Consider the following 23855-nt stretch of genomic DNA (forward strand, 5'->3'; position numbering starts at 1 on the left):
CAAATTTAACACTTTTCTCAAAATTCATGCACCGTGTTTTCGGCTTGACCCGAAAGAAGTAAAATTGAAGAGTTTAAGATAAAGTAGGATTGAAAGGGCTATCAGATAGAATTTAAAATATTATGCGACAACTAATTAAGTTATTAATTTTTAAACATTAAATTATGAAAGTGAAAGCATTTTTTATGGTTGCGGGAGCTTTGTTTTTAGCTTCTTGTGGAGGTAATAAACAGATGGAATCGGAAGATAAGACTGTTGAACTGAAACCTTATGAGAAAAAAGTAAAAGGTTACTTGTCGGATGTCTTTGAGGTTGTTGATGGTGTGTATAAAATGGAATGTAAGCACAATATGTTTCTTGAAGGGCAGATACAAATAAAATCCATAGGTAAGGGAGATCGATCAGATTATGGATTCCATGATGGCAATGATGGGCCACTCTTTTTAACTATTTGTAATAAGGAAGGACAACCTATAGCTAATTTTACGGATATACCAAGTAGTTTTGAGGCTGATGGACTTCTAAAAGATATGGTATCTAAAGAAGGGGATGAAAATTGGGTGCTATTTAAAGATTTTCTAAAGGACATACTACCCGAAGATGCCGCTACATTTTTTATCACTAGTAAAAAGATTGAAAAAGACAAGAGAGGCTCATTAATAAGTGATAATAATGAAAGCTAAGATAATGATGAAGATGATACACTTTCTGATGCTGGTGATAAGAAATGGGATAAAATGTTAGACGATTACGAAGCATACGCTGATGAATATATAACAATGATGAAAAAGGCAAATGACGATGATGGCTTGGATGTGTTACTAGGTTATCCTGACTTACTTGAAAAAGCAAAAAAAAGTTAGAGAAGAGTTTGAAAGAAGCTGAAGCATCAAAATAATTAAGTTCAAACCAAGTGAAGCGGATGGCTGAAATTCAAGTTAAAATGATGAATGCCATGTCTGAAATGAATGATAATAGCGGGTTCTGAAAGGCGAGACATTGAACCTCACAAAATTTACGGAGAAATCCTAATAATAAGGCGTAGATATATTAAAAAAGAAGCCGCTACAATGAGACTGTAGTGGCTTCTTTAATGATTTTTCATCACTCTTTTCGGAGAGCTTTCCTCTTTTTGGGTAGTGAAAAATTCAGTGTAAAAACAGACATTGACTGTATTGTTGTTTGTGGATGAACGGACTTATGGCTTATTTTTGAGAATGCTGCGCTTATTTTATATGGAGAAATATGTTAAATGCAAATCCGGTAATATTTTCTTTATTAAAAAAGTAGAGTGGAATAACTGTATTTTCTTATTTTATCCGTATCTTTGTTTGTCGTTAATTAAAAATTTAACTTAAATGAAAAAGTTTTTTATTCATTGTGCTGTTGCACTTTGTTGTGCAACATTTGCAACGCAGGCACAGGCGCAGTTCAATATAAAAAAAGCTGTGGGAGGTGCCGCTAAGGTTGTGCAGGCTACAACTCTGACAGATGCTCAGATGGCTGCTTATGTAAAAGAGTATATAGATTGGATGGATAAGCACAATCAGGTCTGTGCTGAAGATGATCCGTATACGCTTCGTCTGAAGAAATTAACACAAGGGTTGACTGAAGTTGAAGGAATACCCTTGAACTTCAAAGTATATTATGTGATAGACGTGAATGCGTTTGCTTGTGCTGATGGTAGTGTACGAGTGTTTTCGTCTTTAATGGACATTATGAGCGATGAGGAACTTTTGGGAGTCATCGGGCATGAAGTGGGACATGTGGCGCATAAGGATTCTAAAAAGGCTTTCCGTACTGCTTTACTTACCTCTGCATTGAAAGATGGTATTTCTTCTAAAGGAGGAAAGGCTGCCGCACTCACTGATTCGCAATTGGGAAATTTGGGCGAAGCTTTGGTGAATGCCTCTTATTCGCAAAAGCAAGAACGTAATGCGGATGATTATGGATATGAATTCTTGAAAAAGAATGGTAAGAACCCTTGGTCTATGGCGTTGTCTTTTAGAAAATTGAAACAAATGCAAGAAGATGCGGGAGCAAAAAAGGACAGTAAACTGAATCAGTTGTTCTCAACGCATCCTGATTTGGATGCACGGATTAAGCGTATGGAAGAACGTGCAACGGTAGAGGGAGTTGCTAAGCCTTAATAAACTGTAGGAAAGGTAAAAAGGGCGTGTGTAATCGACCGGTGAGGAAGATTTGCACGCCTTTTTTTGTATGTGAACGGTTCGGGAGTGTTAGATTAATTGTTTTTCGGGAAGCAGATTATAGAGGTGATTGTAAGACGGAAAATGAATTTAATAGCGTTGTTTTTATATTAATGATTGTTTTATACTGTGATTAATAATAAATGTTTATATTTGCATTCTAAATAATAACTTTTATCTACAAATAGGTATGCTTAGAATAGCTATTCAGGCCAAGGGACGTCTCAATGAAGAAACCATGGCTTTGCTTACGGATGCTGGAATCCGTGTTGTCGCTGGCAAGCGTAAACTTATGACACAGGCTATAGGCTTTCCTATGGAAGTGCTGTATCTTCGGGATGATGATATTCCGCAGGCCGTTTATATGGGAGTGGCCGATGTGGGTATTGTCGGACTTAATGAAGTGGCTGAAAAGGAGTTGCCTGTGGTTGAGGAAATGCGTCTTGGTTTCGGAATTTGTCGGATTTCTTTAGCTGTGCCCCGCGAAGTTGATTATTCAGGGGCTGTATGGTTTGAAGGACGGCGAGTAGCGACATCTTATCCTCATATCCTTCAAAACTTCTTTAAAGCGAATGGTGTGAATGCAGAGATTCATGAGATAGCTGGTTCTGTTGAGATAGCTCCGTTGGTTGGTATGGCTGATGGTATTTTTGATATCGTATCGTCAGGCGGTACATTGGTGCAAAATGGACTGCGTGAGGTTGAGCAGGTTTTTCGCTCTGAGGCGGTTCTTATTGCAACAGCTGGTCTTGACGATGATAAGCGTAGAGAACTTGAAAAATTGAAATTCCGTTTTCGCTCTATTATTGATAGCAAAGGACTGAAATATGTGTTGATGAACCTTCCGAAGAACCGGCTTGACGAGGCTATAGCCTTGTTGCCAGGTATGCGCAGTCCCACGATTCTGCCATTAGCTGAAGAGGATTGGTGTTCTCTTCATGTAGTTATAAATGAGCATGAACTTTGGGAAAAAATAGAACGTCTTAAAGTTGTTGGAGCTGAAGGCATTTTGGTTTTGCCTTTGGAAAACATGATACGCTGATTTTTTTGAAAAATAATAATGAAGCAGTTTATGGACATAATTGAAAATCCTGCGCGGTTGGATTGGCCTGCATTAATGGAACGTAATATAACTGATGATCGTGAAATAGAACGTGCGGTAGGCGAAATTGTAGAACGTGTACGTTGTGAAGGTGATGCCGCTTTACACCATTATGCTATGAAGTTTGATGGTGTCCGGATTGAAACTTTAGAACTGTCGGAACAAGAATGTCTGGAAGCAACAGAGAATGTATCTGATAGCGTGAAACATGCTATCACTCAGGCTGCGCGTAATATTGGTAAATTCCATGCCGCACAGATGCCTAAAACGGTGGATGTTATACCTTTTCCTGGGGTTCATTGCATGCAGCGGACTGTGCCCTTGCAACGTGTTGGCCTTTATATTCCTGGGGGACGTGCTCCTCTGTTTTCGACCGTCTTGATGCTTGGCCTTCCGGCTAAGATTGCAGGATGTAAAGAAATAATTCTTTGTACGCCTAAAGGAGCGGACGGACGGATTGCTCCGGAAATAGTTTATGCTGCTCGCGTGTGTGGTATTAATCGGATTTTTTGTGTTGGAGGAGCACAGGCAGTGGCTGCTATGGCTTATGGCACGGAAAGTATACCTCGGGTTGATAAAATCTTCGGTCCAGGTAATCGTTATGTGACAAAGGCCAAGCAACTGGTCAGTCGTATAACGGCAATAGATATGCCGGCTGGTCCTTCTGAGGTTCTAGTGATGGCTGATACAACGGCTCGGCCTGATTTTGTGGCGGCAGATTTGCTCTCTCAGGCAGAGCACGGTCCTGACAGTCAGAGTATATTGGTTTGTCAAACAATGAAGATTGCTCAAGACGTAGCAGAGGAAGTATATAGGCAGGCTGTTTCTTTAAATCGTGTTTCAATCGTTGAAGAGTCTTTGGAGCATAGCCGTATTGTTGTTCTCCCAACGAGAGAAGATATGGTGGATTTTGCCAATGCCTATGCTGCGGAACACCTTATAATTTCCATGGAGAAGCCTTGGGATATTGCTGCAGACATTACTGCTGCCGGTAGTGTTTTCATAGGGAATTATTCTCCTGAAAGTGCTGGCGACTATGCATCTGGAACCAACCATACGTTACCCACCGGAGGTTGGGCAACTTCTTATAGTGGAGTGAATTATGATAGTTTTGTGCGAAAGATTACTTATCAGGAAATATCTCGAGAGGGGTTGACAGAATTGGCGGATACCATTATTACTATGGCAAATGCGGAGGGACTTGATGCTCATGCCGCTGCTGTGAAAATAAGAATAAAATGAAACGGATAAATCTTTATAATGTGTTAGAGAATATTCCATAATGAAATCAGTGATGCAACACGATATATTTTCTTATGTACGTCCGAACATACTTTCACTTGCTCCTTATTCAACCGCTCGTGACGATTATAAGGGGGGGGATATTTCTGTTTGGCTTGATGCTAACGAAAGTCCTTATGAGAATGGTGTGAATCGTTATCCTGATCCTCATCAGAAAGCCCTTAAGACTGTTTTATCTGAATTCAAAGATATTCCAATGGACCAGATATTTGTTGGCAATGGCAGTGATGAGGCTATAGACTTGGTCTTTCGTATTTTTTGTCGTCCGGGAATAGATAATGCAATAGCTATAGCACCGAGTTATGGCATGTATGCCGTAGCTGCGGCAATCAATAATGTGGCATTGCGTGAGGTTCAATTGAATGAGAATTTTAGTTTGCCTTTAGAGAAAATGCTGGCGATGTCTGATGAGCGTACTAAACTTATGTGGGTATGCTCGCCCAACAATCCTACAGGAAATGCTTTTCCGCGAGAGCAATTGGAAAGTTTGGCCGATTCTTTTGATGGCATGTTGGTGGTAGACGAAGCTTATGTGGATTTTTCTGATGAAGGAACGCTTCTTGATGTGCTTCACCGGCATCAGAATCTTATAGTGCTGCAAACGCTTTCAAAGGCATGGGGTATGGCTGGTTTACGTCTTGGTATGGCATTCGCGTCTCCTGTTGTTATCAATTTATTTGCTCAGGTAAAATACCCGTATAATATAAATGCTCCGACACAAACGGAAATAATTCGCCGTCTTAGAGAAGATATTAGTGGACAGATAGCGGAGATAAAAGAGCAGCGTCAATTACTTGCAGTTGCTTTGTCTGAATTGCCATGTATAAAAAAAGTATATCCTACCGATGCCAATTTCTTTTTGGTGCGTGTGGATGATGCCAATTTTCTGTATGATGTGTTAGTGAGCAAAGGAATAATTGTACGTAATCGTGCACATGTCAAAGGTTGTGAAGGATGTGTTCGTATAACTATAGGTACTCCAAAAGAGAATCTTCGTTTAATTGAAACATTGCAGCAACTTTGATTCTTATTCGTGTAAATATATTCTAAATAATTATGATTGACCAGGAAAACACATCAATAGTTGAAGGAAACGTCTTGAAGAAAGCTATTTTCATAGATCGCGACGGTACCATTATTCGGGAACCTCTTGATGAGCAAATCGACTCGTTGGAAAAACTGGAGTTTGTTCCAGGGGTTATTTCTGCTTTACGTGGAATTGTCGGTCATGGTTTTGAACTTATTTTAGTAAGTAATCAAGATGGTTTAGGCACAGCAAGTTTTCCCGAAGAGACTTTTTGGCCTGCACATGAGAAGATGCTGACGACACTTCAAGGTGAAGGTGTTGTTTTTGACGAGCAACTTATAGATAGAAGTTTTCCTGCCGATAATGCCGATACTCGTAAACCGGGCACAGGACTATTAAAGAAATATATGGATGGAACCTATGATTTGGCTCGTTCCTTTGTCATCGGTGATCGTATTACAGATATTCAGTTGGCTCATAATCTTGGAGCAAAAGGAATATTACTTCGTTCTCCTGATGAAGCTGAAACATTATTGAAGGGCGTAACGGATAATAGTCGTGATGCCTTAGTGATGGCTACTGATAGCTGGGAGATAATAGCGGAGCATATTCGGCGTTCAGAACGTTGTTCTGAAATTCGGCGTAGAACCAAAGAGACAGATGTGCACGTAGTGTTAGATCTTGACGGTAGGGGAGAAACTCAGATAGATACCGGATTAAAATTCTTTGATCACATGCTTTCTCAATTGCCTCATCATGCTGGTATTTCTCTTGTTGCTACCTGCCGAGGCGATCTTGATGTGGATGAGCACCATACTATGGAAGATGTAGCGATAGCTCTTGGTGAGTCTATCCGTTTGGCTTTAGGTGGAAAACAAGGTATCAACCGTTATGGCTTTGCTCTTCCAATGGATGAAAGTCGGGCTTTGGTCTTGTTGGATTTTGGCGGACGGGCGGATTTTCATTGGCAGGTTAATTTTACTCGTGAATATATAGGCGATACTCCGACTGAAATGTTCAAACATGTGTTTCATTCACTTTGCATGGCAATGTGCTGCAATTTACAGATAGAGGCACATGGGGAGAATAATCACCATCTCATAGAGGGTGTTTTCAAGGCTTTTGCCCGTGCGTTGCGTCAGGCTGTTCATCGTAATGTATTCAGTAATGAAGTGCCTTCGAGTAAAGGCGTTTTATAGTTGTTCCTTTATTATGATTAAGACTTTATGATAGCCATTGTCAATTATAAAATGGGCAATCTCCGTTCTGTTGAGAATGCTTTGTCTCGTTTGGGAGCTGATTTTAAAGTTACGGAAAATGCTGAGGTCATTAAAAATGCCGACCGTGTCTTGTTGCCAGGGGTAGGACATGCGGCTGAGGCTATGAACAATCTTAGCGAAGCGGGTTTAACCGATATTATTCGCAATTTGCGATGTCCGGTGTTGGGGATATGCGTAGGAATGCAGGTGATGTGCCGCCATTCAGAAGAAGGCAACACCGGCTGCCTGGGGATTTTTGATGCTCGGGTAAAACGTTTTCACCCGTCTGTTACAGAAAAAGTTCCGCATATGGGATGGAATTGTTTGGGAAATATGGAAACGAAACTTTTTCAAGGTATAGAAAGCGGGAGTCATGTTTATTTTGTACATTCATATTTTGCAGGGCTTTGTCCTGATACTATTGCCACAACGGGGTATGGCCAGCTTTTCAGCGCATCCCTGAAATATGAAAATTTTTATGGTGTTCAGTTTCACCCTGAAAAAAGTGGAGCTGTCGGAGAGCGTATTCTTCAAAATTTTCTGACACTTTAAATTAAGATGACTTGTATGATACAGATAATTCCTGCTATTGATATTATAGAAGGGCATTGTGTACGTTTGTCGCAGGGAGATTATGCGCGACAGAAAACCTACGATGCCTCACCGGTAGATATGGTGAAGCGTTATGTGGATTGCGGCATGAAACGTATTCATGTCGTGGATTTGGACGGAGCAAAAACTTCGCAACCGAAAAATTTGCGTATACTCGAGCAAATGGCTGGTATTAGAGGTGTTGAGATTGAATGGGGAGGTGGGCTGAAGAGTGATACCGCTTTGCGCGATCTTTTTAATGCTGGTGCCACCTATGCCATAGTGGGCAGTTTGGCTGCAAAGAATCCTGAATGTTTTTCCGCATGGCTTAATATTTATGGACCGGAGCATATTATACTAGGAGCAGATGTGCGCGAAGGCAAGGTTTCCGTTTCCGGCTGGCAGGAAGATTTAGATATGAGTATCGAAGACCTTATAGGCCGTTTCCTGCAATGTGGTTTGTCACAAGTTATTTGCACTGATATTTCGCGTGATGGTATGCTGGAAGGTCCGTCATTCAATCTTTATACAAGTTTACAGGGAAGATTCCCAGATGTGGATTTTACGGTTTCTGGAGGTATTTCTTCTATTGCCGATATAATTCGTCTGGAAGAATTAGGACTGCGTAAGGTGATTATCGGTAAGGCTATTTATGAGAATCGTATTACTTTGAAAGAACTTGAAAAATATGTTAGCTAAACGCATCATTCCCTGTTTGGATGTAAAAGACGGGCGTACTGTAAAAGGGATTAATTTTGAGGATTTACGTGATGTGGGTGATGCTGTGGAGTTAGGACGGCATTATGCCACAGCCGGCGCTGATGAGTTAGTTTATTTGGATATAAGTGCCACACGTGAAGGTCGTTCCACATTTACCCGTCTAGTGGAACGCATCGCTGATGGAATAAATATTCCTTTTACAGTGGGAGGCGGCATTTCTTCGGTCGACGATGCCGCTAGGTTGCTGGATGCCGGTGCCGATAAAGTGACAGTCAACAGTGCGGCTGTCCGTACTCCAGATTTAATTGATAGTATAGCAACACGTTATGGAAATCAATTTGTCGTAGTGGCTATTGACGCGCGTCTTGCTGCTGATGGTGTGTGGCATGTGACAACTCACGGAGGCAGTCATTCTACAGATAAAGAACTTTACAGTTGGGCCAGAGAGGCGGAAAGTCGTGGTGCCGGCGAAATTCTTTTTACTTCAATGAATCATGATGGTACGCGAGCAGGATATCCTTGTGATACTTTTGCCCGGTTAGCCGCTGCAGTGAATGTTCCTGTGATAGCTTCCGGTGGTGCCGGCAGTGTAGCCGATATCGCGGCCGTACTTACTGAGGGATGTGCTGATGCAGCTTTGGCTGCGAGCATATTTCATTTCGGTGAGATTAGTATTCGTGAACTTAAAAAACAATTACAACAGAAAAATATTCCAGTCCGTTTATGAATTTTTCCGATTTCAATCTTTCCAAATGCGCTGATGGATTGCTGCCTGTCATTGTGCAGGATAATGTTACACTTAAAGTGCTCATGTTAGGTTACATGAATAATGAAGCTTTTGAACGTACGCAGATAGAAAGGCGTGTTACTTTTTTTAGTCGTACAAGGGGAAAACTTTGGACTAAAGGTGAAACGAGTGGACATTATCTGGAGGTTGTTGAGATGTTACAGGATTGTGATGCCGATACATTACTTATTAAGGCCCGTCCGATAGGTCCGACTTGTCATCGTGGCACTACCAGTTGTTTCGACACTGCTGAGTCTGAAGGATTCATCCGACGTTTGGCTGCTGTCATACGCCGTCGACACGAAGAAATGCCTGAGGGTTCTTATACTACGCGTCTTTTTATCAAAGGTGTTAAAAAAATAGCTCAGAAAGTTGGTGAAGAGGCAGTAGAAAGTGTGGTGGAAGCAGTGGACGGCAATCGCGATCGTTTTATTTATGAAGCCTCCGATCTTATTTATCATTTGTTGGTACTCATGGAAGAAATGGGGTGCTCACTGGAAGACATGGAGCGTGAATTGGCCCTGCGTCATAGGTAAGTGTTCTATCTGAGTACTTAATTGATACGATTCCTTATTTGGCAGGTAAAAGTAAATTATGGTATAGTTTGTGGAAGTATAGCCGGCAGTTCAATGCAAAATGTCGTTCCTATGCCAATTTCGCTGCTCTTTACGAAAATGTGTCCTTTGTGATATTGTTCAACGATTCGTCTGGCCAGCGGTAGGCCTAGCCCCCAACCACGTTTTTTTGTCGTATAGCCCGGTCGGAACACTTGTTGGTATTGTGATTTTGTCATCCCTTTGCCGGTGTCTGTCACTTCAATAATATGTTTTTGCTCTGTTTGTGTAATGGCTATATGAATATTTCCAGTACCTCCCATGGCGTCTATGGCATTTTTGCACAGATTTTCGATAACCCATTCGAAAAGAGGTGCATTAAGAAGTCCGACAATGGGACGTTGTTGCGGGTAGGCCGTTGTAAAATTAACTCTTTCGGAAGTCCTGCGGCTGATATATTGTATGACATGTGTGATGACCGCTGTCAGATCTTCCTGTTTCACGTCAGGGGCGGAACCTATTTTAGAGAATCTTTCGGCTATTAGTTCCAGACGTTTCACGTCAGTGCTCATGTCATTAAGAAGTTTCTCCCTGGGATAAATCTCTTTTAATAACTCAGTCCATGCCATGAGGGAAGAGATGGGTGTGCCTAATTGATGGGCCGTTTCTCGTGAAAGTCCTACCCACACTTTGTTTTGTTCGGCACGTGTAAAAGACAGCAAGGCGAATACAGCTATGACAATGAACAGTCCCATGACACCTAATTGAATGTAAGGATAAGCCGTGAGGCGTTTTAGCATGAGGGATTCATCATAGCATACAGTGAGTGAAGATGGTTGGATGGCCGGGTCCAGTGCTTCCAGATTTATGGTCATGCTTCTGCCAGCTTGTTCCATTTGTCTGGCTTCTTGCCGCAGATAGGCTATAGTATCTTCACCTTCTTTGAGCTGTATGTTCCGGTAGTCAGTCACGCGGTCTTTCTCGTCAAGAACAATGATGGGAATAGTGTTGTTGCTGTTGATTATTTTGAGTACGAGGTTAAGGTCGGCTGCTTCATCGGCCCGTATCAGCGATCTCATTGCCTCTGTCCATACTTCCATTTTCGTCTGTTCCTCTTTTTTCAGGTCGCTGATGAGTGTATGGGACACATAAAGCGAGGCAGCGGCAATGATGACGGCCGTGCTTACGAGGGCAATCTTGATAGTTCTGATGCGGTCTGTGAATAGATTCTGCATGAGTGGGATGAAACCGGAATCTTTCGGGAGGAAATGTTAGCGGTGGCGGTAAAATAAGTCCGAACCGGTTTATTCGTTGATATTGCTGATGATTTGTTCGATATAATTCAGAACTTCTTCACGTCCGGTAGCTTTTTCACTGCTGGTGATGAAGTATGGAGGGAGTTCTTCCCAACTTTCCAAAAGCGTGTTCAGGAATTTATCTACATTTTTTTTCAGTATTCCCGCTTTGTTCTTGTCTGCTTTGGTAAATATGATGCTGAAAGGTACGCCGTTTTCGCCAAGAAAATTGATAAATTCCAAGTCGATTTTCTGCGGTTCAAGCCGTGAGTCTATCAGGACGAATAAATTGGTGAGTTGTGAGCGGTGCAATACATAGCTGGTAATCATTTTTTTCAGCTCTTCCATAGCTTGCTTGCCTCGTTTGGCATAGCCATAGCCCGGTAAGTCAACAATGTACCAACTGTTATTGATACAGAAATGGTTGATAAGCATCGTTTTGCCTGGCGTGGAAGAAGTCATGGCCAAGGCTTTGCGGGAGGTAAGCATGTTGATGAGACTGCTCTTTCCCACGTTGCTTCTGCCGATAAAGGCAAATTCCGGCAGACCGGTTTGTGGGCATTTACTGATTTTTGTATTGGAGATGATAAATTCGGCAGATGTAATTTTCATAAGCGTTTTTTGTTTACAAAGATAATACAAGGAGACTAAAGGACAAAGTGAAAAACTCATATTTTGGGGTATACCCTTTTTGTGTCTTTGTTTATCATGGTGGTTTGTCTGATAAAATTCTTGTTTTTTAGAGGCATCGCTTATTTTATTGGGCCTGACGGATAAGAATACTAACGATTTTTCTAACTTTGTCCCATTATTTTCATTAGAAACATTCATTTAAAGCAAGCAATTGATGATGAAAACAGCATTGATAACAGGAGTAACAGGACAGGATGGTTCTTTTTTAGCAGAGTTTTTATTGGAAAAAGGCTATGAGGTCCATGGTACCATTCGTCGTTCTTCTGTGGATTATCGTGAACGTATAGCCCATTTGGAAGGATTGCCTCATTTTCATTTGCATTACGCCGATATGGGTGATTCCATGAGTTTGTTACAGGTGGTCGGCAAGGTTCGTCCTGATGAAATTTATAATTTGGCCGCTCAGAGCCATGTTCAAGTTTCGTTCGATTCGCCTGAGTTTACTGCCGATGTCGATGCTACAGGTGTATTGCGTGTGCTTGAAGCCGTCCGCCTTTGTGGACTGGCCGCTACCTGCCGTATTTATCAGGCTTCAACCTCTGAACTTTATGGTAAGGTTGAGGAAGTGCCTCAGAATGAGAATACCCCTTTTCATCCGTATAGTCCCTATGCCGTGGCTAAACTTTATGGTTATTGGATCGTGAAGGAATATCGTGAGGCTTACGGCATGTTTTGTTGCTCCGGCATTCTTTTCAATCATGAGAGTGAGCGGCGCGGTGAAACTTTTGTGACGCGTAAGATCACTCTGGCTGCCGCCCGTATCAGGCAGGGTAAACAGGAAAAACTTTATCTGGGTAATTTGTCTTCGCTCCGCGATTGGGGATATGCCAAAGACTATGTGGAATGTATGTGGCTCATTCTTCAGAACGACAAGCCGGAAGATTTCGTGATAGCTACCGGCGTTCAGCATTCCGTGCGTGATTTCTGCCGATTGGCTTTTCACTATGTCGGTATAGAATTGGAGTTCTCGGGTGAGGGCGAAAATGAAAAAGGGGTGGACAAAGCTACAGGAAAGGTGTTGGTGGAAGTTTCTTCCGATTTTTATCGTCCTACCGATGTCGTCAATCTGTGGGGAGATCCCTCTAAGGCCAGAGAACAGTTGGGATGGAATCCTGTAAAAACTTCTTTCGAGCAATTAGTGAAGATTATGGTTGATGCCGATATGGAGAAAGTGGCCTTGGAGCGTGCCAGCGACCGCATCCGTACTAACTTGGCCGAATATCTGGAAAAAGGAATTGTGAAATAATATTTTTTACAATATGGAAAAAGAAGCGAAGATATATGTTGCCGGCCATCGGGGGATGGTAGGAGCTGCCATTATCCGTGAACTGGCGCGTCAGGGGTATACTAATGTCGTAACACGCACACATGCGGAACTGGATCTGACACGTCAGCAAACTGTAGAGGATTTTTTCCGTACCGAACGTCCCGAATATGTGTTTTTGGCAGCAGCTAAAGTTGGGGGGATAGAAGCTAACCGGTCGGCTCTGGCTGACTTCATGTATGAAAATATGATATTGGAGATGAATGTTATCCATTCCGCTTGGCAGAATGGTTGCAGGAAATTACTGTTTTTGGGGTCATCGTGCATTTACCCCCGTTTGGCCCCTCAGCCAATGAAAGAGGATTGTCTGCTCACTTCTGCGCTCGAACCGACAAATGAAGCCTATGCTTTAGCCAAAATATCTGGTTTGAAGTACTGCGAATATCTTAACCGACAATATGGTACGGATTTTATCAGTGTGATGCCCACCAATCTTTATGGCCCGGGTGATAATTACCATGTAGCTCATAGCCATGTTTTGCCGGCCATGATACGTCGTTTTCACGAAGCACGTGAACTGAAGTTGCCTTATGTTACCTGTTGGGGCGACGGCACACCGCTTCGTGAGTTTCTCTATGTAGACGATTTGGCTGACTTGTGTGTGTTTCTTATGAACCGTTATAGTGGAAATGAAACCGTTAATGCCGGAACCGGTAAGGAAATAACCATTCGCCATCTGACGGAAATGGTGGCTCGTGTGGTTGGTTATGACGGACAGGTGCTTTGGGATGCTTCTAAGCCTAACGGAACGCCACGCAAACTGCTTGATGTGTCAAAGGCGATGGCTTTGGGATGGAGTTACCGTACGGAGCTGGAAGATGGTATCCGCATGGCATACAATGATTTTCTGAACAATCCGGTTAGGGCCGAACGCTGACCTTTTTCTGTTTAAACTCAAACGAATTCACGGTTTGGGAAGTTGTGGCAGATTCTTATAATATCAAAGACGTGCCTGTGTCAGTTGTTTTTTTGAAGGTATACACATACAGTGGAAATATACGACTTGATATAAGGGAAAATCTGAAAATATTGCTAGGTGTGAAATCTTCGTTTGATGAAATAGGCTAGGGGAGTGGTGTGGAAGAGAGTATTCGACTTTAACATATTTAACTTTCCATTACATTTTGATCTGTTAAAATGTAGGTTGTATCAGCTGAACTTCGGAAAGTCCCTATTCAAGTTTTAACACGAATACTTGGAATTCAAATTCCAAGTAATGTTTTTCCAAGGTAAAATACAGTCGTTTTTGTCTGTTTTTGTCTCTGAAAAGACGTAAAAGGCGGGGTTTCTATCAGAAATCCCCGCCTTGCTATGCAAAGATACAACATTTTTCTTCCAAAAGCAAATAGTGTTAAAATGCCTGGGCTTGCAGGTGTGGAGTCCGGTTGTTAAAGTCTTGAAGCTGGTTAGAGGAAGGTTTGCGTGAAAGGTACAATGGACAAAAAGGACTGTGATGATAGGAAAGTAAACTTGTTTTAAGCGGATTTTTAAGCAGTTTCGAATGGGAAAACAAGGGCGTTTAAAAATACTTATTTTCTTTGCTGATAAGTTATGTTATACTAACTTTGCACGTTGAATGAAATTAAATAAAACATATTTGCTCGTCTTCTTCGCTTTCATGTCGGTGCCGGTTGGAAGTCTCGGTCAAGTGACCGATACGCTGACAGTTGCCACCGCTGTTGGCGATACGTTGGTGGAGCAGACTGATGCCCGCAAACGCAGCGTGTTACGCCGTGTCGCTGATTACTTCTTTAATGCCGACCGTCATGCGGGTAAAAAGTTTGACTTCGGCGTGTTGCCTGGCCCACATTATTCCTCAACTGTAGGATTGGGACTGGGCGTGGTGGCTACCGGACTTTATTCTCTCGACCGTGCTGACACTTTATTGCCTAAATCCAACGTAACTCTCTATGGGGATATAACCACCAAGGGGTTTCTCATGATGGGTGTAAAAGGTAACAATATATTCAGGCACGACCGCTACAGATTGGACTATCGACTTTATATGTACACCTTTCCCACTAAATTTTGGGGAATAGGGTTTGAGAATGGAAAAAAGGATGATAATGAAACGGATTATCGGCGTATAAAATTAGACGCGATGGCGCGCTTCATGTTTAGGGTTGCTTCCAATACTTATCTGGGGCCGGTTATAAACTATCAATATGTGCAGGCGCGTGATGTGGAAGAAAAAGGTAAGCACCTCTTTCGTGGTGAAGATCTGAGAATCCATGCCCAAACCATCGGCTTTAATCTTACGTATGACTCGCGAGACTTCATGCTTAATGCTTATCGTGGCTGGTTCCTGCAACTGGAGCAAACTTTTACACCGCGTTTCTTAGGCAATGACTATTGTTTTTCGACCACAGACCTTACAGTGAGCACTTATCGTAAGTTGTGGCGGGGAGGTGTGTTGGCCGGCGAGTGGCATTCACGCTTTAATTATGGTAATCCAGCTTGGTGTCTGATGAGCGAGGCCGGTTCAAACAGTCGTATGCGGGGGTATTATGAAGGACGCTATCGTGACAAGAACATCATGGAACTTCAGGTGGAATTGCGCCAGCATGTGTGGAAACGCAATGGCATTGCTGTATGGGCGGGAGCCGCACAGGTGTTTCCTGAGTTTGAAACATTACGCTGGCAGCGTACTTTACCCAATTTCGGCATAGGTTATCGCTGGGAATTCAAAAAACGTATTAATGTACGCCTTGATTACGGTTTTACACGCGATGGAGGCAGTTTCTTGTTTAATATTAATGAGGCTTTCTGAAATCTTAATCCTATGATGACGTCAGAAAGCCGGCTTTATCAAAAAAAACTTTATCAAAATAACATAAATGCCAATGATGACAAAAAAATTGTCTTTAGGAATAATCCTTCTGGCTTTTGGAGGAAGTTCCGCAGTTTTTGCTGCCGGCCGCACCAATGAGGTTTACGGGCAGGATGAAAAGAATAAAACCGACGAGAGCATCGTTTATCTCAATTTCGGTAATTTCGATACCTGGCTGACACGCAACATCAAAGAAAGTGGTGTGCTTGGCGGAAAAACAAAAACACTTTATGAAATAGCCCCTAACGGCACCTGGAACAATAATAATCCTTATACGAATCAAGGCGGTTCGCCTTGGGCCACATCCAATGTGCTGGCAAAGGTGTCGGGCATAACGAAGACGAATGTTTCGGTTTACAAGGAAGCTCGTGCCGGTCATGGATATTGTGCCAAACTCTATACGCATCTCGAAGAGTGTAAAGTACTTGGCTTGGTCAATATTAAGGTTCTTGCTGCAGGTTCCATTTATTTGGGACAGACATTGGAGCCTATTACCGGTACAAAGAATCCGATGAGCAAGCTCAATGCCGGATTGAAATTCGGAAAACGTCCCAAGGCGCTTATGTTCGATTATCGTGTAAAACTCTCCGGAAGTCCCAATCGTGTTCGTCAGACCGGTTTCAGCAAGGTACAGACTGTAAGCGGCAAGGATATGCCGGATGTTATTCTCTACTTGCAGAAACGTTGGGAGGACAGCAATGGCAATATTCACGCTAAACGTGTGGGAACGTTGGTTCACCGTTTTGGAAATAACACTAGCGGATGGGTTAATAATGCCCGTTTCGACATTCATTACGGAAACATAACCGGACAATCATTTTATCAGTCTTATATGGGGCTGACAACTGGTGACAATGTCAAATATGCCCGTAACAGTAAGGGGAAAATGGTGAAGATCATGGAGGAAGGATGGGCTGATGCTGATGAAACTCCAACCCATCTGGTCTTGCAGTTTGATTCCAGTCATGGAGGAGCCTATGTCGGCAGCGTGGGAAATACTTTCTGGGTTGACAATGTGAGACTGGTTTATTAAATAAATGTATTGCAAGATTGGGAAATGAAACGTCTGTTCGTACATTTCCTAATCTGTCATTTCTTGTATTTACAATTAAAACATCATAAAAACATCATGTATACAGTAGACGAATTGAATGACAGATTGATAGACTTGTCTTTTTCTGAAGACATAGGTGACGGCGACCATACCACTCTTTGTTGTATTCCTGAAGAGGCTATGGGGCAGTCGAAGTTACTCATTAAGGAGACTGGTATTCTTGCCGGTATGCGCATAGCCAAGGAAATATTCCACAGATTTGATCCGGAGATGAAGGTGGAAATCTTTATTAACGATGGAGCAGAAGTAAAGCCTGGCGATGTGGCGATGCTTGTTACCGGAAAGGTGCGCAGTCTTTTGCAGACAGAAAGACTGATGCTTAATGTTATGCAGCGTATGAGCGGTATTGCTACCATGACTGCTAAATATGTGAAGCGTCTGGAAGGTACCGGAACACGGGTGCTTGATACACGTAAAACAACTCCCGGCATGCGTATGCTGGAGAAGGAAGCCGTGAAAATAGGTGGCGGAGTCAACCATAGGATCGGACTTTTTGACATGATACTGCTTAAGGATAATCATGTAGACTTTGCTGGTGGCATTTCAAATGCCCTTGATCGTTGCGAGGCTTATCAGAGGGAGAAAGGTCTTAATCTGAAGGTTGAAATTGAGGTGCGGAATTTTGATGAGATACGGCAAGTCATGGAGAATGGTAAGGCCGACCGTATCATGTTGGATAATTTTTCAGTGGAAGACACTCGTAAAGCCGTGAAAATGATAGATGGTAAGTTTGAAACGGAATCCAGTGGCGGAATCACCATCGACACAATGCGCGAATATGCAGAGTGTGGGGTTGATTATGTTTCCGTTGGTGCATTGACCCATTCAGTGAAAGGCTTGGATATGTCGTTCAAGGCTGTTCACTGACCTGTTTCTAAATAGAATATTGATACTTTTGTAATAAATGAAAATGCGTAGATTTATTTTACTGTTGGCGTTTGCCCTCACGTGGGAGGTAGCCGGGGCCTGCACCAGTTTTCTTGTAGGAAAGAATGCATCGGCTGACGGGTCGGCATTCATTACTTATAATGCCGATAGTTATGGCATGTATGGCAAATTGCTTTATTATCCGGCTGCTCGTCATGCTAAAGGGACTATGCGGCGTGTGGTTGATGGAGATACCAATCATTATTTGGGTGAGATACCTGAGGCGGAGATAACATATAGTGTTATGGGAAATATTAATGAACATCAGGTGGCTGTTACTGAAACAACTTTCGGAGGACGTCCGGAGTTAGTCGATACTGCCGGTGTCATTGATTATGTCAGTTTGATGGCTATAGCTCTTCAACGTTCTAAAACAGCCCGTGAGGCCATTCAGGTTATGACGACTCTTGTTCAGCAGTATGGTTATGCCAGCAGTGGAGAAAGTTTTTCTATTGCAGACCCCAACGAGATATGGATACTGGAAATGATTGGTAAAGGAACGGGTGAAAAAGGAGCTGTATGGGTGGCTGTGCGAATTCCAGATGACTGTATTGCCGCACATGCCAATCAAAGCCGTATTCATAAATTTGACTTGAAGGACAAGAAGAATGTGCTCTATTCGAAGGATGTCATATCGTTTGCCCGTAAGCATGGTTACTTTAGTGGTAAAGATGCAGATTTTTCTTTTGCAGACGCTTATGCTCCTGCAGATTTTTCAGCCATTCGCTTTTGTGAGGCCCGTGTTTGGAGTTTTTTCAACAAATGGGTAGATGGAATGTCGCGTTATCTTCCTTTTGTTGATGGTAAGCATATCGGTACGTCGGAAGTTATGCCGCTTTATTTTAAGCCTCGGCAGAAATTGAGCCTTAAAGATGTTATGGCAAGCAATCGTGACCATTATGAGGGTACTGTATTCGATATGACTTGTGATGCGGGTAGTGGTATCTACAATGCGCCTTATCGGCCTACGCCCCTAACCTTTGAATATGAAGGTAATACTTATTTCAACGAACGACCCATTTCTACACAACAAACAGCTTTCACTGTTGTGGCTCAGATGCGTGGGAGTTTGCCAGATGCTGTGGGCGGAGTTCTTTGGTTTGGTAATGATGATCCCAATATGGTAGCCTATACTCCAGTTTATTGCTCTGCAACGGCAGTGCCTGAGTGTTATGATGTAAAAACTGCAGATGATGTTACTTTTTCTTGGAAGTCGGCTTTTTGGGTTTGTAATTGGGTGGCCAATATGACTTATCCGCGTTACAGCCAGCTGTTCCCAAGTTTAGAGAAAGTGCGCGAAGAACTGGAAAATTCATATATGGGGAACCAGCATTCTGTAGAGTTGGAGGCGATGAGACTTTTAAAACTTGATCCTTCCAAAGCAAAGCGCTATCTGACTGATTATGGGGTGGAATGTGCTCAGAATATGTTGTCGCATTGGAAGCAACTTGGCGAATATCTTATCGTTAAGTACAACGATCAGGCTGTGAAGCCGGAAAAGGACGGCAAGTTCACACTTACTTCCGATGGATTAGGCGAAACTCCCGATCGCCCTGGTTTTTCCAATGAATACAAGAAAATCATAATAAAAACTACAGGAGATAAATATTTAATGCCCTGATGGGTAAATAAAGACTATTGATATGGATAAACAAAAAGACATATCCTATAAAGGATTGACTGATGCTGAGGTCGTGGAAAGCCGTAAAGAAAATGGCTATAATGTTTTGACTACACCGGACAGAGAATCTGTATTGAAGAAGTTTTTCCGAAAACTCAGTGACCCGCTTATCGTTATTCTCTTTGTGGCCGGACTACTTTCTGTAGGTATCTCTTTTTATGAGTTCTTCGGTCCGGGAGAAGAAAACGGGAACAGTAGTGTCTTTTTTGAACCGATAGGTATTTTTGTTGCCATATTGTTGTCTACTGGATTAGCCTTCTATTTTGAAATGAAGGCTGACAAAGAGTTTGATTTGCTGAATAAGGTGAATGACGATGAGCCTGTACAGGTGGTTCGTAATGGCCGTAATGTGCAGATTCCTAAAAAAGAGATTGTGAAGGGTGATGTTGTCATTCTGTCTACGGGAAATGATATACCTGCAGATGGAATGCTTCTTGAAGCTACTTCTCTTCAGGTTGACGAGTCAACATTGACCGGTGAACCTATGTGTGCTAAAACTATCGATGAGGCTTCATTCGATCCTGATGCTACTTTTCCGTCTAATTGTGTAATGCGCGGTACGAAAGTAATGGAAGGACATGGTGTCTTTCGTGTTATGGCTGTAGGTGATCAAACTGAAAGCGGAAAGGTTTTTGTGGCAGCTCAGATAGATAATAGTGTGAAAACACCTTTAAATGAACAACTTGAAGGATTAGCCGGCAAAATTTCAAAGATAAGTTATGCTTTGGCACTTTTGATTATTATAGGCCGGACTTTGCATTTCTTTTTGTCTACATCTGAGTACGATTGGCTGGCTTTGTTGTCAAATTTGTTGCAAACTTTTATGGTGGCAGTGACATTAATTGTTGTGGCGGTTCCTGAGGGACTTCCAATGGCTGTCACGTTGAGTCTGGCATATAGTATGCGTCGTATGTTCAAGACTAATAATTTGGTTCGTAAGATGCATGCTTGTGAAACGATGGGAGCGACTACCGTTATTTGTACGGATAAAACAGGAACACTGACCCAGAATCAGATGCGTGTTAGTGAAACACGTTTTTACGCTCTTGAGCACCAGCTGCTAAATGGGAGTGAGAGAGCACAACTTATAGCAGAGGGGATTGCCGTGAATACTACGGCCAATCTTGATTTGTCAAATCCGAAAGAGCCGTCTGTGTTGGGAAACCCTACAGAAGGTGCTTTGCTCTTGTGGCTTCATCGTTATGGCATTGATTTTCTTAAGATAAAGGAACGCGCTTTGGTTATTGGCGAACTTCCTTTTACGACAGAGCGAAAAATGATGGCAACCGTTGTTAAATCGTCTGTTACAGGTAAGAAGATGCTTTATGTTAAAGGGGCTCCTGAAATAGTTATGGGCATGTGCTGTTGTATAGACGGAGGAATGACGAAAAACGATGTGGAGCAGCAATTGCGTGATTTTCAGAATCAAGCTATGCGGACACTTGGTTTTGCTTGTCAGGAATTGGAGGATTCTGAAGATGTAATTGTCGATAATGTTTTGATTGCTGACCGTTTGATCTTTCTAGGTATTGTGGCTATTGCCGATCCGGTTAGAGCTGATGTTCCTGCGGCAGTCAAGGAATGCTTATCAGCTGGTATTAGTGTGAAGATTGTAACAGGTGACACTTCGGTTACAGCGCGTGAGATAGGCCGGCAGATCGGCCTATGGAAAAAAGATGATGGCGATTGCAATATCATTACCGGTCCAGAGTTTGCTGCTCTTACTGATAAAGAACTGGAAGACCGTATAATGGAGTTGAAAATTATTTCACGTGCTCGTCCTATGGATAAGAAACGTCTTGTGGAAACTTTGCAGAATAAAGGACAAGTGGTTGCTGTTACTGGTGATGGTACTAATGATGCTCCTGCTTTGAAGGCTGCGCATGTTGGCTTGTCGATGGGGGATGGCACCTCTGTGGCTAAGGAAGCCAGTGATATTACGATTATAGATAATTCTTTTGCAAGTATTACCCGTGCTGTTATGTGGGGGCGTTCACTTTATCAGAATATTCAACGTTTTATCCTTTTCCAAATGACAGTAAATGTTGTAGCCTGTCTCATTGTTCTGATTGGAGCGTTTCTTGGTACGCAGTCTCCTATAACGGTAACACAAATGCTTTGGGTTAATCTGATCATGGATACTTTTGCAGCTATGGCTTTGGCATCACTGCCTCCTTCTGAAGCGGTGATGAAGGATAAACCACGTTTGCGGGACGCATTTATTATTAATAGAGCGATGCGAAATAATATTGCTGGTATGGGAATATTTTTTACAGTATTGCTGTTCGGACTTTTATTTTTTTTCAAAAAATACGATATAACTAGTCTTGTCGATATTGTAGATTTGAAACTCCGTTGTTCTGCTGATGGACATTTGTCTCCTGTAGAACTAAGTATTTTTTTTACTACTTTTGTCATGCTTCAGTTTTGGAATATGTTTAATGCGCGTGCATTTATGACAGGGCGTTCAGCTCTACATTTTAAAGGGTGTGGAGGTTTTGTTCTGATAGCTTTGCTCATTATTGTGGGGCAGGTGTTTATTGTTAGCTTCGGAGGAAAAATGTTTAATGTGATGCCTTTGTCTATGGCAGATTGGTTAATTATAATAATTGCCACCTCTTTGGTGCTTTGGATTGGTGAAATAGTCCGGCTTATAAAATGTAAATCAGATTAATCTCATGGGGTACTGTTGATTACATTATGAATATAAAACAGTCTCTCAATATTTATAGAAAATTATGACTCCACTCGAAATAGCTTCTAATAAAGAAGAGTTTATATGTCTTTGTCGCCAAAATATTCAACGTGAAGGCATAGAATCTTTGCTTCAGTATATAGATCAGAAAACAGATTTCTATACAGCTCCTTCCTCTGTTTCGTTTCATCTTAACGAAGATGGTGGTTTATGCCGTCATTCCCTAAATGTTTTCCATACGGCTTGTAAACTTTATGAAACGGTTGTTTTACCGGCCATAGAGTCTGGATCATCTCCTTTTACAGAATTAGTTTCTCTTGAAAGTCTTGCAATTGCTACGCTTTTTCATGATTTATGTAAAACTAAAATTTACAAGAAGACAGAAAAATGGCGTAAAAACGAATTAGGTAAGTGGGAGAGTTATACAGGGTATGAAATTCAAGATGAATTCCCCTTTGGACATGGTGAAAAGACTTGTGTTATAATGGGATGGTTTATGCGCCTTAAGCAAGAGGAACTTTTGGCTATTCGTTGGCACATGGGCATGTTTGAAATGACAGAACAGGGTAGTAGTACTCGGTATGCCTATCGTTCTGCTATGGAAAAATCTCCACTTGTAACCATTCTTCAAACCGCAGATATGTTGACTGCAGGGTGTTTGGAAAAAACAATTAAGCAGAAATAATATTGTCAGATTAAGTCTTGTCTATTACATCTTACGGGTGGATTGGGAGCAGTCGCAGGTGCAGCTACGGCAAAAAAGAATATCTCGGACAACGCGACAAGTCAAACTACGACTATACATAAATACACGCTGTATATCAACGTGAATAGCATACAAGAGCCTACTATCGCATTGAAAATCGGCAATAACGTATCAAAGGCTCAAAAACTCGCAGGAGTTATAAATGTTATCATTGAACGAAATAAAGCATAAAACAACCCTGTAAAATAATTAAAATTACATCAATATGAAAAAGTTACTGACAGTGATGCTGATACCTGTAGCGATTGTGTATTTTTTTGCAGGTTGTCAAGGCTCAAATAAAAAAGGACAGGTTAGTGATTATGAAAAAGAACAGGCCGAAAAAGAGGCCAATTTAAAAACAGCTTCCGATTCAATAGTCAGTTTATCATTTGGCGGCTTAATTTTAGGTCAGCCTATATCTTCTATGATTAACAAGGCCGTTAAAGATAAAAAGATATGGGATATTAAACAAAATAGAGGAGATAACATTGTTCGTTTTAAGTCTAATATTTTTTTACCCGAACAGGAAAGTCCGCTTTGTGTAGATATTGTTGTGACATCATTCCAAGACTCAATTGCTCGTATTTGTTTAGTTTCCGAAGACTATACGACCTATCAACAGTTGATAGATTTATATACCTCAAGATATAATGACAAATATGCGTCTTCACTACAATGGTCAAATATTTGGGGCAACAACGAGTTTTTCTTGCATAAGGATGTAGATTTATGGGATAGAAATGCAAGCCATGACGGGAGGTCGTGGCTTTTTAACAATCAATCTCTTCATGTAGTGCATGAATATACGACTGAAGAACAGGTTTATTTGAAGGACTCTCGCATGAAGTCTCCTGAAAATAGGTATGGGACAACTCGAACAAACTATTTTAAGCGAGTAATAATATTATATAATGATAATGAATTGTGTAAAAAGGTAGAAGAATACGGGTCAAGCCGAAAACACGGTGCATGAATTTTGAGAAAAGTGTTAAATTT

22 protein-coding genes are annotated in these 23855 nt (G+C 41.8%); 20 read left to right on the top strand and 2 right to left on the bottom strand.

All coding sequences use genetic code 11. The features are described 5' to 3' along the window. The first annotated feature begins 164 nt into the window (after window positions 1-164). From C5S62_RS13845 to hisIE, 11 genes are all read left to right on the top strand, one after another. Window positions 165-683 (top strand): hypothetical protein, encoded by a 519-nt coding sequence (locus tag C5S62_RS13845; RefSeq protein ID WP_223301146.1) that lies wholly within the window; start codon window positions 165-167, stop codon window positions 681-683. A 54-nt stretch (window positions 684-737) separates the two neighbouring features. Next, the gene (locus C5S62_RS14025) at window positions 738-863 is read left to right on the top strand and encodes a hypothetical protein (RefSeq protein WP_255400141.1); all 126 of its coding nucleotides are present in this window, start codon (window positions 738-740) and stop codon (window positions 861-863) included. Between the two features lie 495 nt (window positions 864-1358). Next, window positions 1359-2150 carry a M48 family metallopeptidase gene (locus tag C5S62_RS05235; protein ID WP_104404359.1) on the top strand — a complete coding sequence of 264 codons (792 nt, stop codon included), beginning with the start codon at window positions 1359-1361 and terminating at the stop codon, window positions 2148-2150. Between the two features lie 250 nt (window positions 2151-2400). Then, on the top strand, window positions 2401-3252 hold the full coding sequence (hisG, locus tag C5S62_RS05240; RefSeq protein WP_104404360.1) for an ATP phosphoribosyltransferase: 852 nt from the start codon (window positions 2401-2403) through the stop codon (window positions 3250-3252). 18 nt (window positions 3253-3270) lie between these two features. Beyond that, a complete protein-coding gene (hisD, locus tag C5S62_RS05245) occupies window positions 3271-4554 on the top strand; it encodes a histidinol dehydrogenase (RefSeq protein WP_223301147.1) in 1284 nt (427 codons plus the stop codon). A gap of 40 nt (window positions 4555-4594) precedes the next feature. Beyond that, on the top strand, window positions 4595-5638 hold the full coding sequence (gene hisC / locus C5S62_RS05250; RefSeq protein WP_104404361.1) for a histidinol-phosphate transaminase: 1044 nt from the start codon (window positions 4595-4597) through the stop codon (window positions 5636-5638). 32 nt (window positions 5639-5670) lie between these two features. After that, window positions 5671-6840 carry a bifunctional histidinol-phosphatase/imidazoleglycerol-phosphate dehydratase HisB gene (hisB, locus tag C5S62_RS05255; RefSeq protein WP_223301148.1) on the top strand — a complete coding sequence of 390 codons (1170 nt, stop codon included), beginning with the start codon at window positions 5671-5673 and terminating at the stop codon, window positions 6838-6840. Between the two features lie 27 nt (window positions 6841-6867). Then, entirely contained in the window at window positions 6868-7452 is a 585-nt protein-coding gene (gene hisH, locus C5S62_RS05260) for an imidazole glycerol phosphate synthase subunit HisH (protein WP_104404362.1), read from the top strand. Between the two features lie 15 nt (window positions 7453-7467). Further along, window positions 7468-8190, top strand: a complete 723-nt coding sequence (gene hisA, locus C5S62_RS05265) for a 1-(5-phosphoribosyl)-5-[(5-phosphoribosylamino)methylideneamino]imidazole-4-carboxamide isomerase (RefSeq protein ID WP_104404363.1) — start codon at window positions 7468-7470, stop codon at window positions 8188-8190. Further along, the gene (gene hisF / locus C5S62_RS05270; protein WP_104404364.1) at window positions 8180-8938 is read left to right on the top strand and encodes an imidazole glycerol phosphate synthase subunit HisF; all 759 of its coding nucleotides are present in this window, start codon (window positions 8180-8182) and stop codon (window positions 8936-8938) included. The genes hisA and hisF overlap by 11 nt, the downstream gene beginning before the upstream one ends. Next, window positions 8935-9534, top strand: a complete 600-nt coding sequence (gene hisIE / locus C5S62_RS05275; RefSeq protein ID WP_104404365.1) for a bifunctional phosphoribosyl-AMP cyclohydrolase/phosphoribosyl-ATP diphosphatase HisIE — start codon at window positions 8935-8937, stop codon at window positions 9532-9534. The genes hisF and hisIE overlap by 4 nt, the downstream gene beginning before the upstream one ends. Before the next feature lie 56 nt (window positions 9535-9590). Here hisIE and C5S62_RS05280 read toward each other — a convergent pair whose 3' ends face one another. Together C5S62_RS05280 and yihA are read right to left on the bottom strand one after the other, a co-directional pair. Continuing rightward, window positions 9591-10787, bottom strand: a complete 1197-nt coding sequence (locus C5S62_RS05280) for a PAS domain-containing sensor histidine kinase (RefSeq protein WP_172485895.1) — start codon at window positions 10785-10787, stop codon at window positions 9591-9593. A gap of 69 nt (window positions 10788-10856) precedes the next feature. Continuing rightward, on the bottom strand, window positions 10857-11459 hold the full coding sequence (gene yihA, locus C5S62_RS05285) for a ribosome biogenesis GTP-binding protein YihA/YsxC (RefSeq protein WP_104404367.1): 603 nt from the start codon (window positions 11457-11459) through the stop codon (window positions 10857-10859). Between the two features lie 238 nt (window positions 11460-11697). Between yihA and gmd the strand changes: the two genes are divergently transcribed. The 9 genes from gmd (at window position 11698) to C5S62_RS05330 (ending at window position 23832) form a co-directional block, all read left to right on the top strand. Continuing rightward, window positions 11698-12786 carry a GDP-mannose 4,6-dehydratase gene (gene gmd / locus C5S62_RS05290; RefSeq protein ID WP_172485896.1) on the top strand — a complete coding sequence of 363 codons (1089 nt, stop codon included), beginning with the start codon at window positions 11698-11700 and terminating at the stop codon, window positions 12784-12786. A 13-nt stretch (window positions 12787-12799) separates the two neighbouring features. Further along, entirely contained in the window at window positions 12800-13741 is a 942-nt protein-coding gene (locus C5S62_RS05295) for a GDP-L-fucose synthase (RefSeq protein WP_104404369.1), read from the top strand. A gap of 699 nt (window positions 13742-14440) precedes the next feature. Next, window positions 14441-15634: a BamA/TamA family outer membrane protein gene (locus tag C5S62_RS05300; RefSeq protein ID WP_104404370.1), complete on the top strand. Its 1194-nt coding sequence runs from the start codon at window positions 14441-14443 to the stop codon at window positions 15632-15634. Window positions 15635-15707: 73 nt separating this feature from the next. Then, the gene (locus C5S62_RS05305; protein WP_371411187.1) at window positions 15708-16727 is read left to right on the top strand and encodes a PCMD domain-containing protein; all 1020 of its coding nucleotides are present in this window, start codon (window positions 15708-15710) and stop codon (window positions 16725-16727) included. A gap of 96 nt (window positions 16728-16823) precedes the next feature. Further along, the gene (gene nadC, locus C5S62_RS05310) at window positions 16824-17675 is read left to right on the top strand and encodes a carboxylating nicotinate-nucleotide diphosphorylase (protein WP_104404371.1); all 852 of its coding nucleotides are present in this window, start codon (window positions 16824-16826) and stop codon (window positions 17673-17675) included. Between the two features lie 43 nt (window positions 17676-17718). Then, the gene (locus C5S62_RS05315) at window positions 17719-19356 is read left to right on the top strand and encodes a dipeptidase (RefSeq protein WP_104404378.1); all 1638 of its coding nucleotides are present in this window, start codon (window positions 17719-17721) and stop codon (window positions 19354-19356) included. A 22-nt stretch (window positions 19357-19378) separates the two neighbouring features. Then, the gene (locus tag C5S62_RS05320; protein ID WP_104404372.1) at window positions 19379-22090 is read left to right on the top strand and encodes a calcium-translocating P-type ATPase, PMCA-type; all 2712 of its coding nucleotides are present in this window, start codon (window positions 19379-19381) and stop codon (window positions 22088-22090) included. A gap of 64 nt (window positions 22091-22154) precedes the next feature. Beyond that, window positions 22155-22796, top strand: a complete 642-nt coding sequence (locus tag C5S62_RS05325) for an HD domain-containing protein (protein WP_104404373.1) — start codon at window positions 22155-22157, stop codon at window positions 22794-22796. Between the two features lie 286 nt (window positions 22797-23082). Then, a complete protein-coding gene (locus C5S62_RS05330) occupies window positions 23083-23832 on the top strand; it encodes a hypothetical protein (RefSeq protein ID WP_104404374.1) in 750 nt (249 codons plus the stop codon). Window positions 23833-23855: the final 23 nt, after the last annotated feature.

The sequence above is a fragment of the Prevotella sp. MGM2 genome (assembly GCF_002933955.1).
Classification (GTDB): Bacteria; Bacteroidota; Bacteroidia; order Bacteroidales; family Bacteroidaceae; genus Alloprevotella.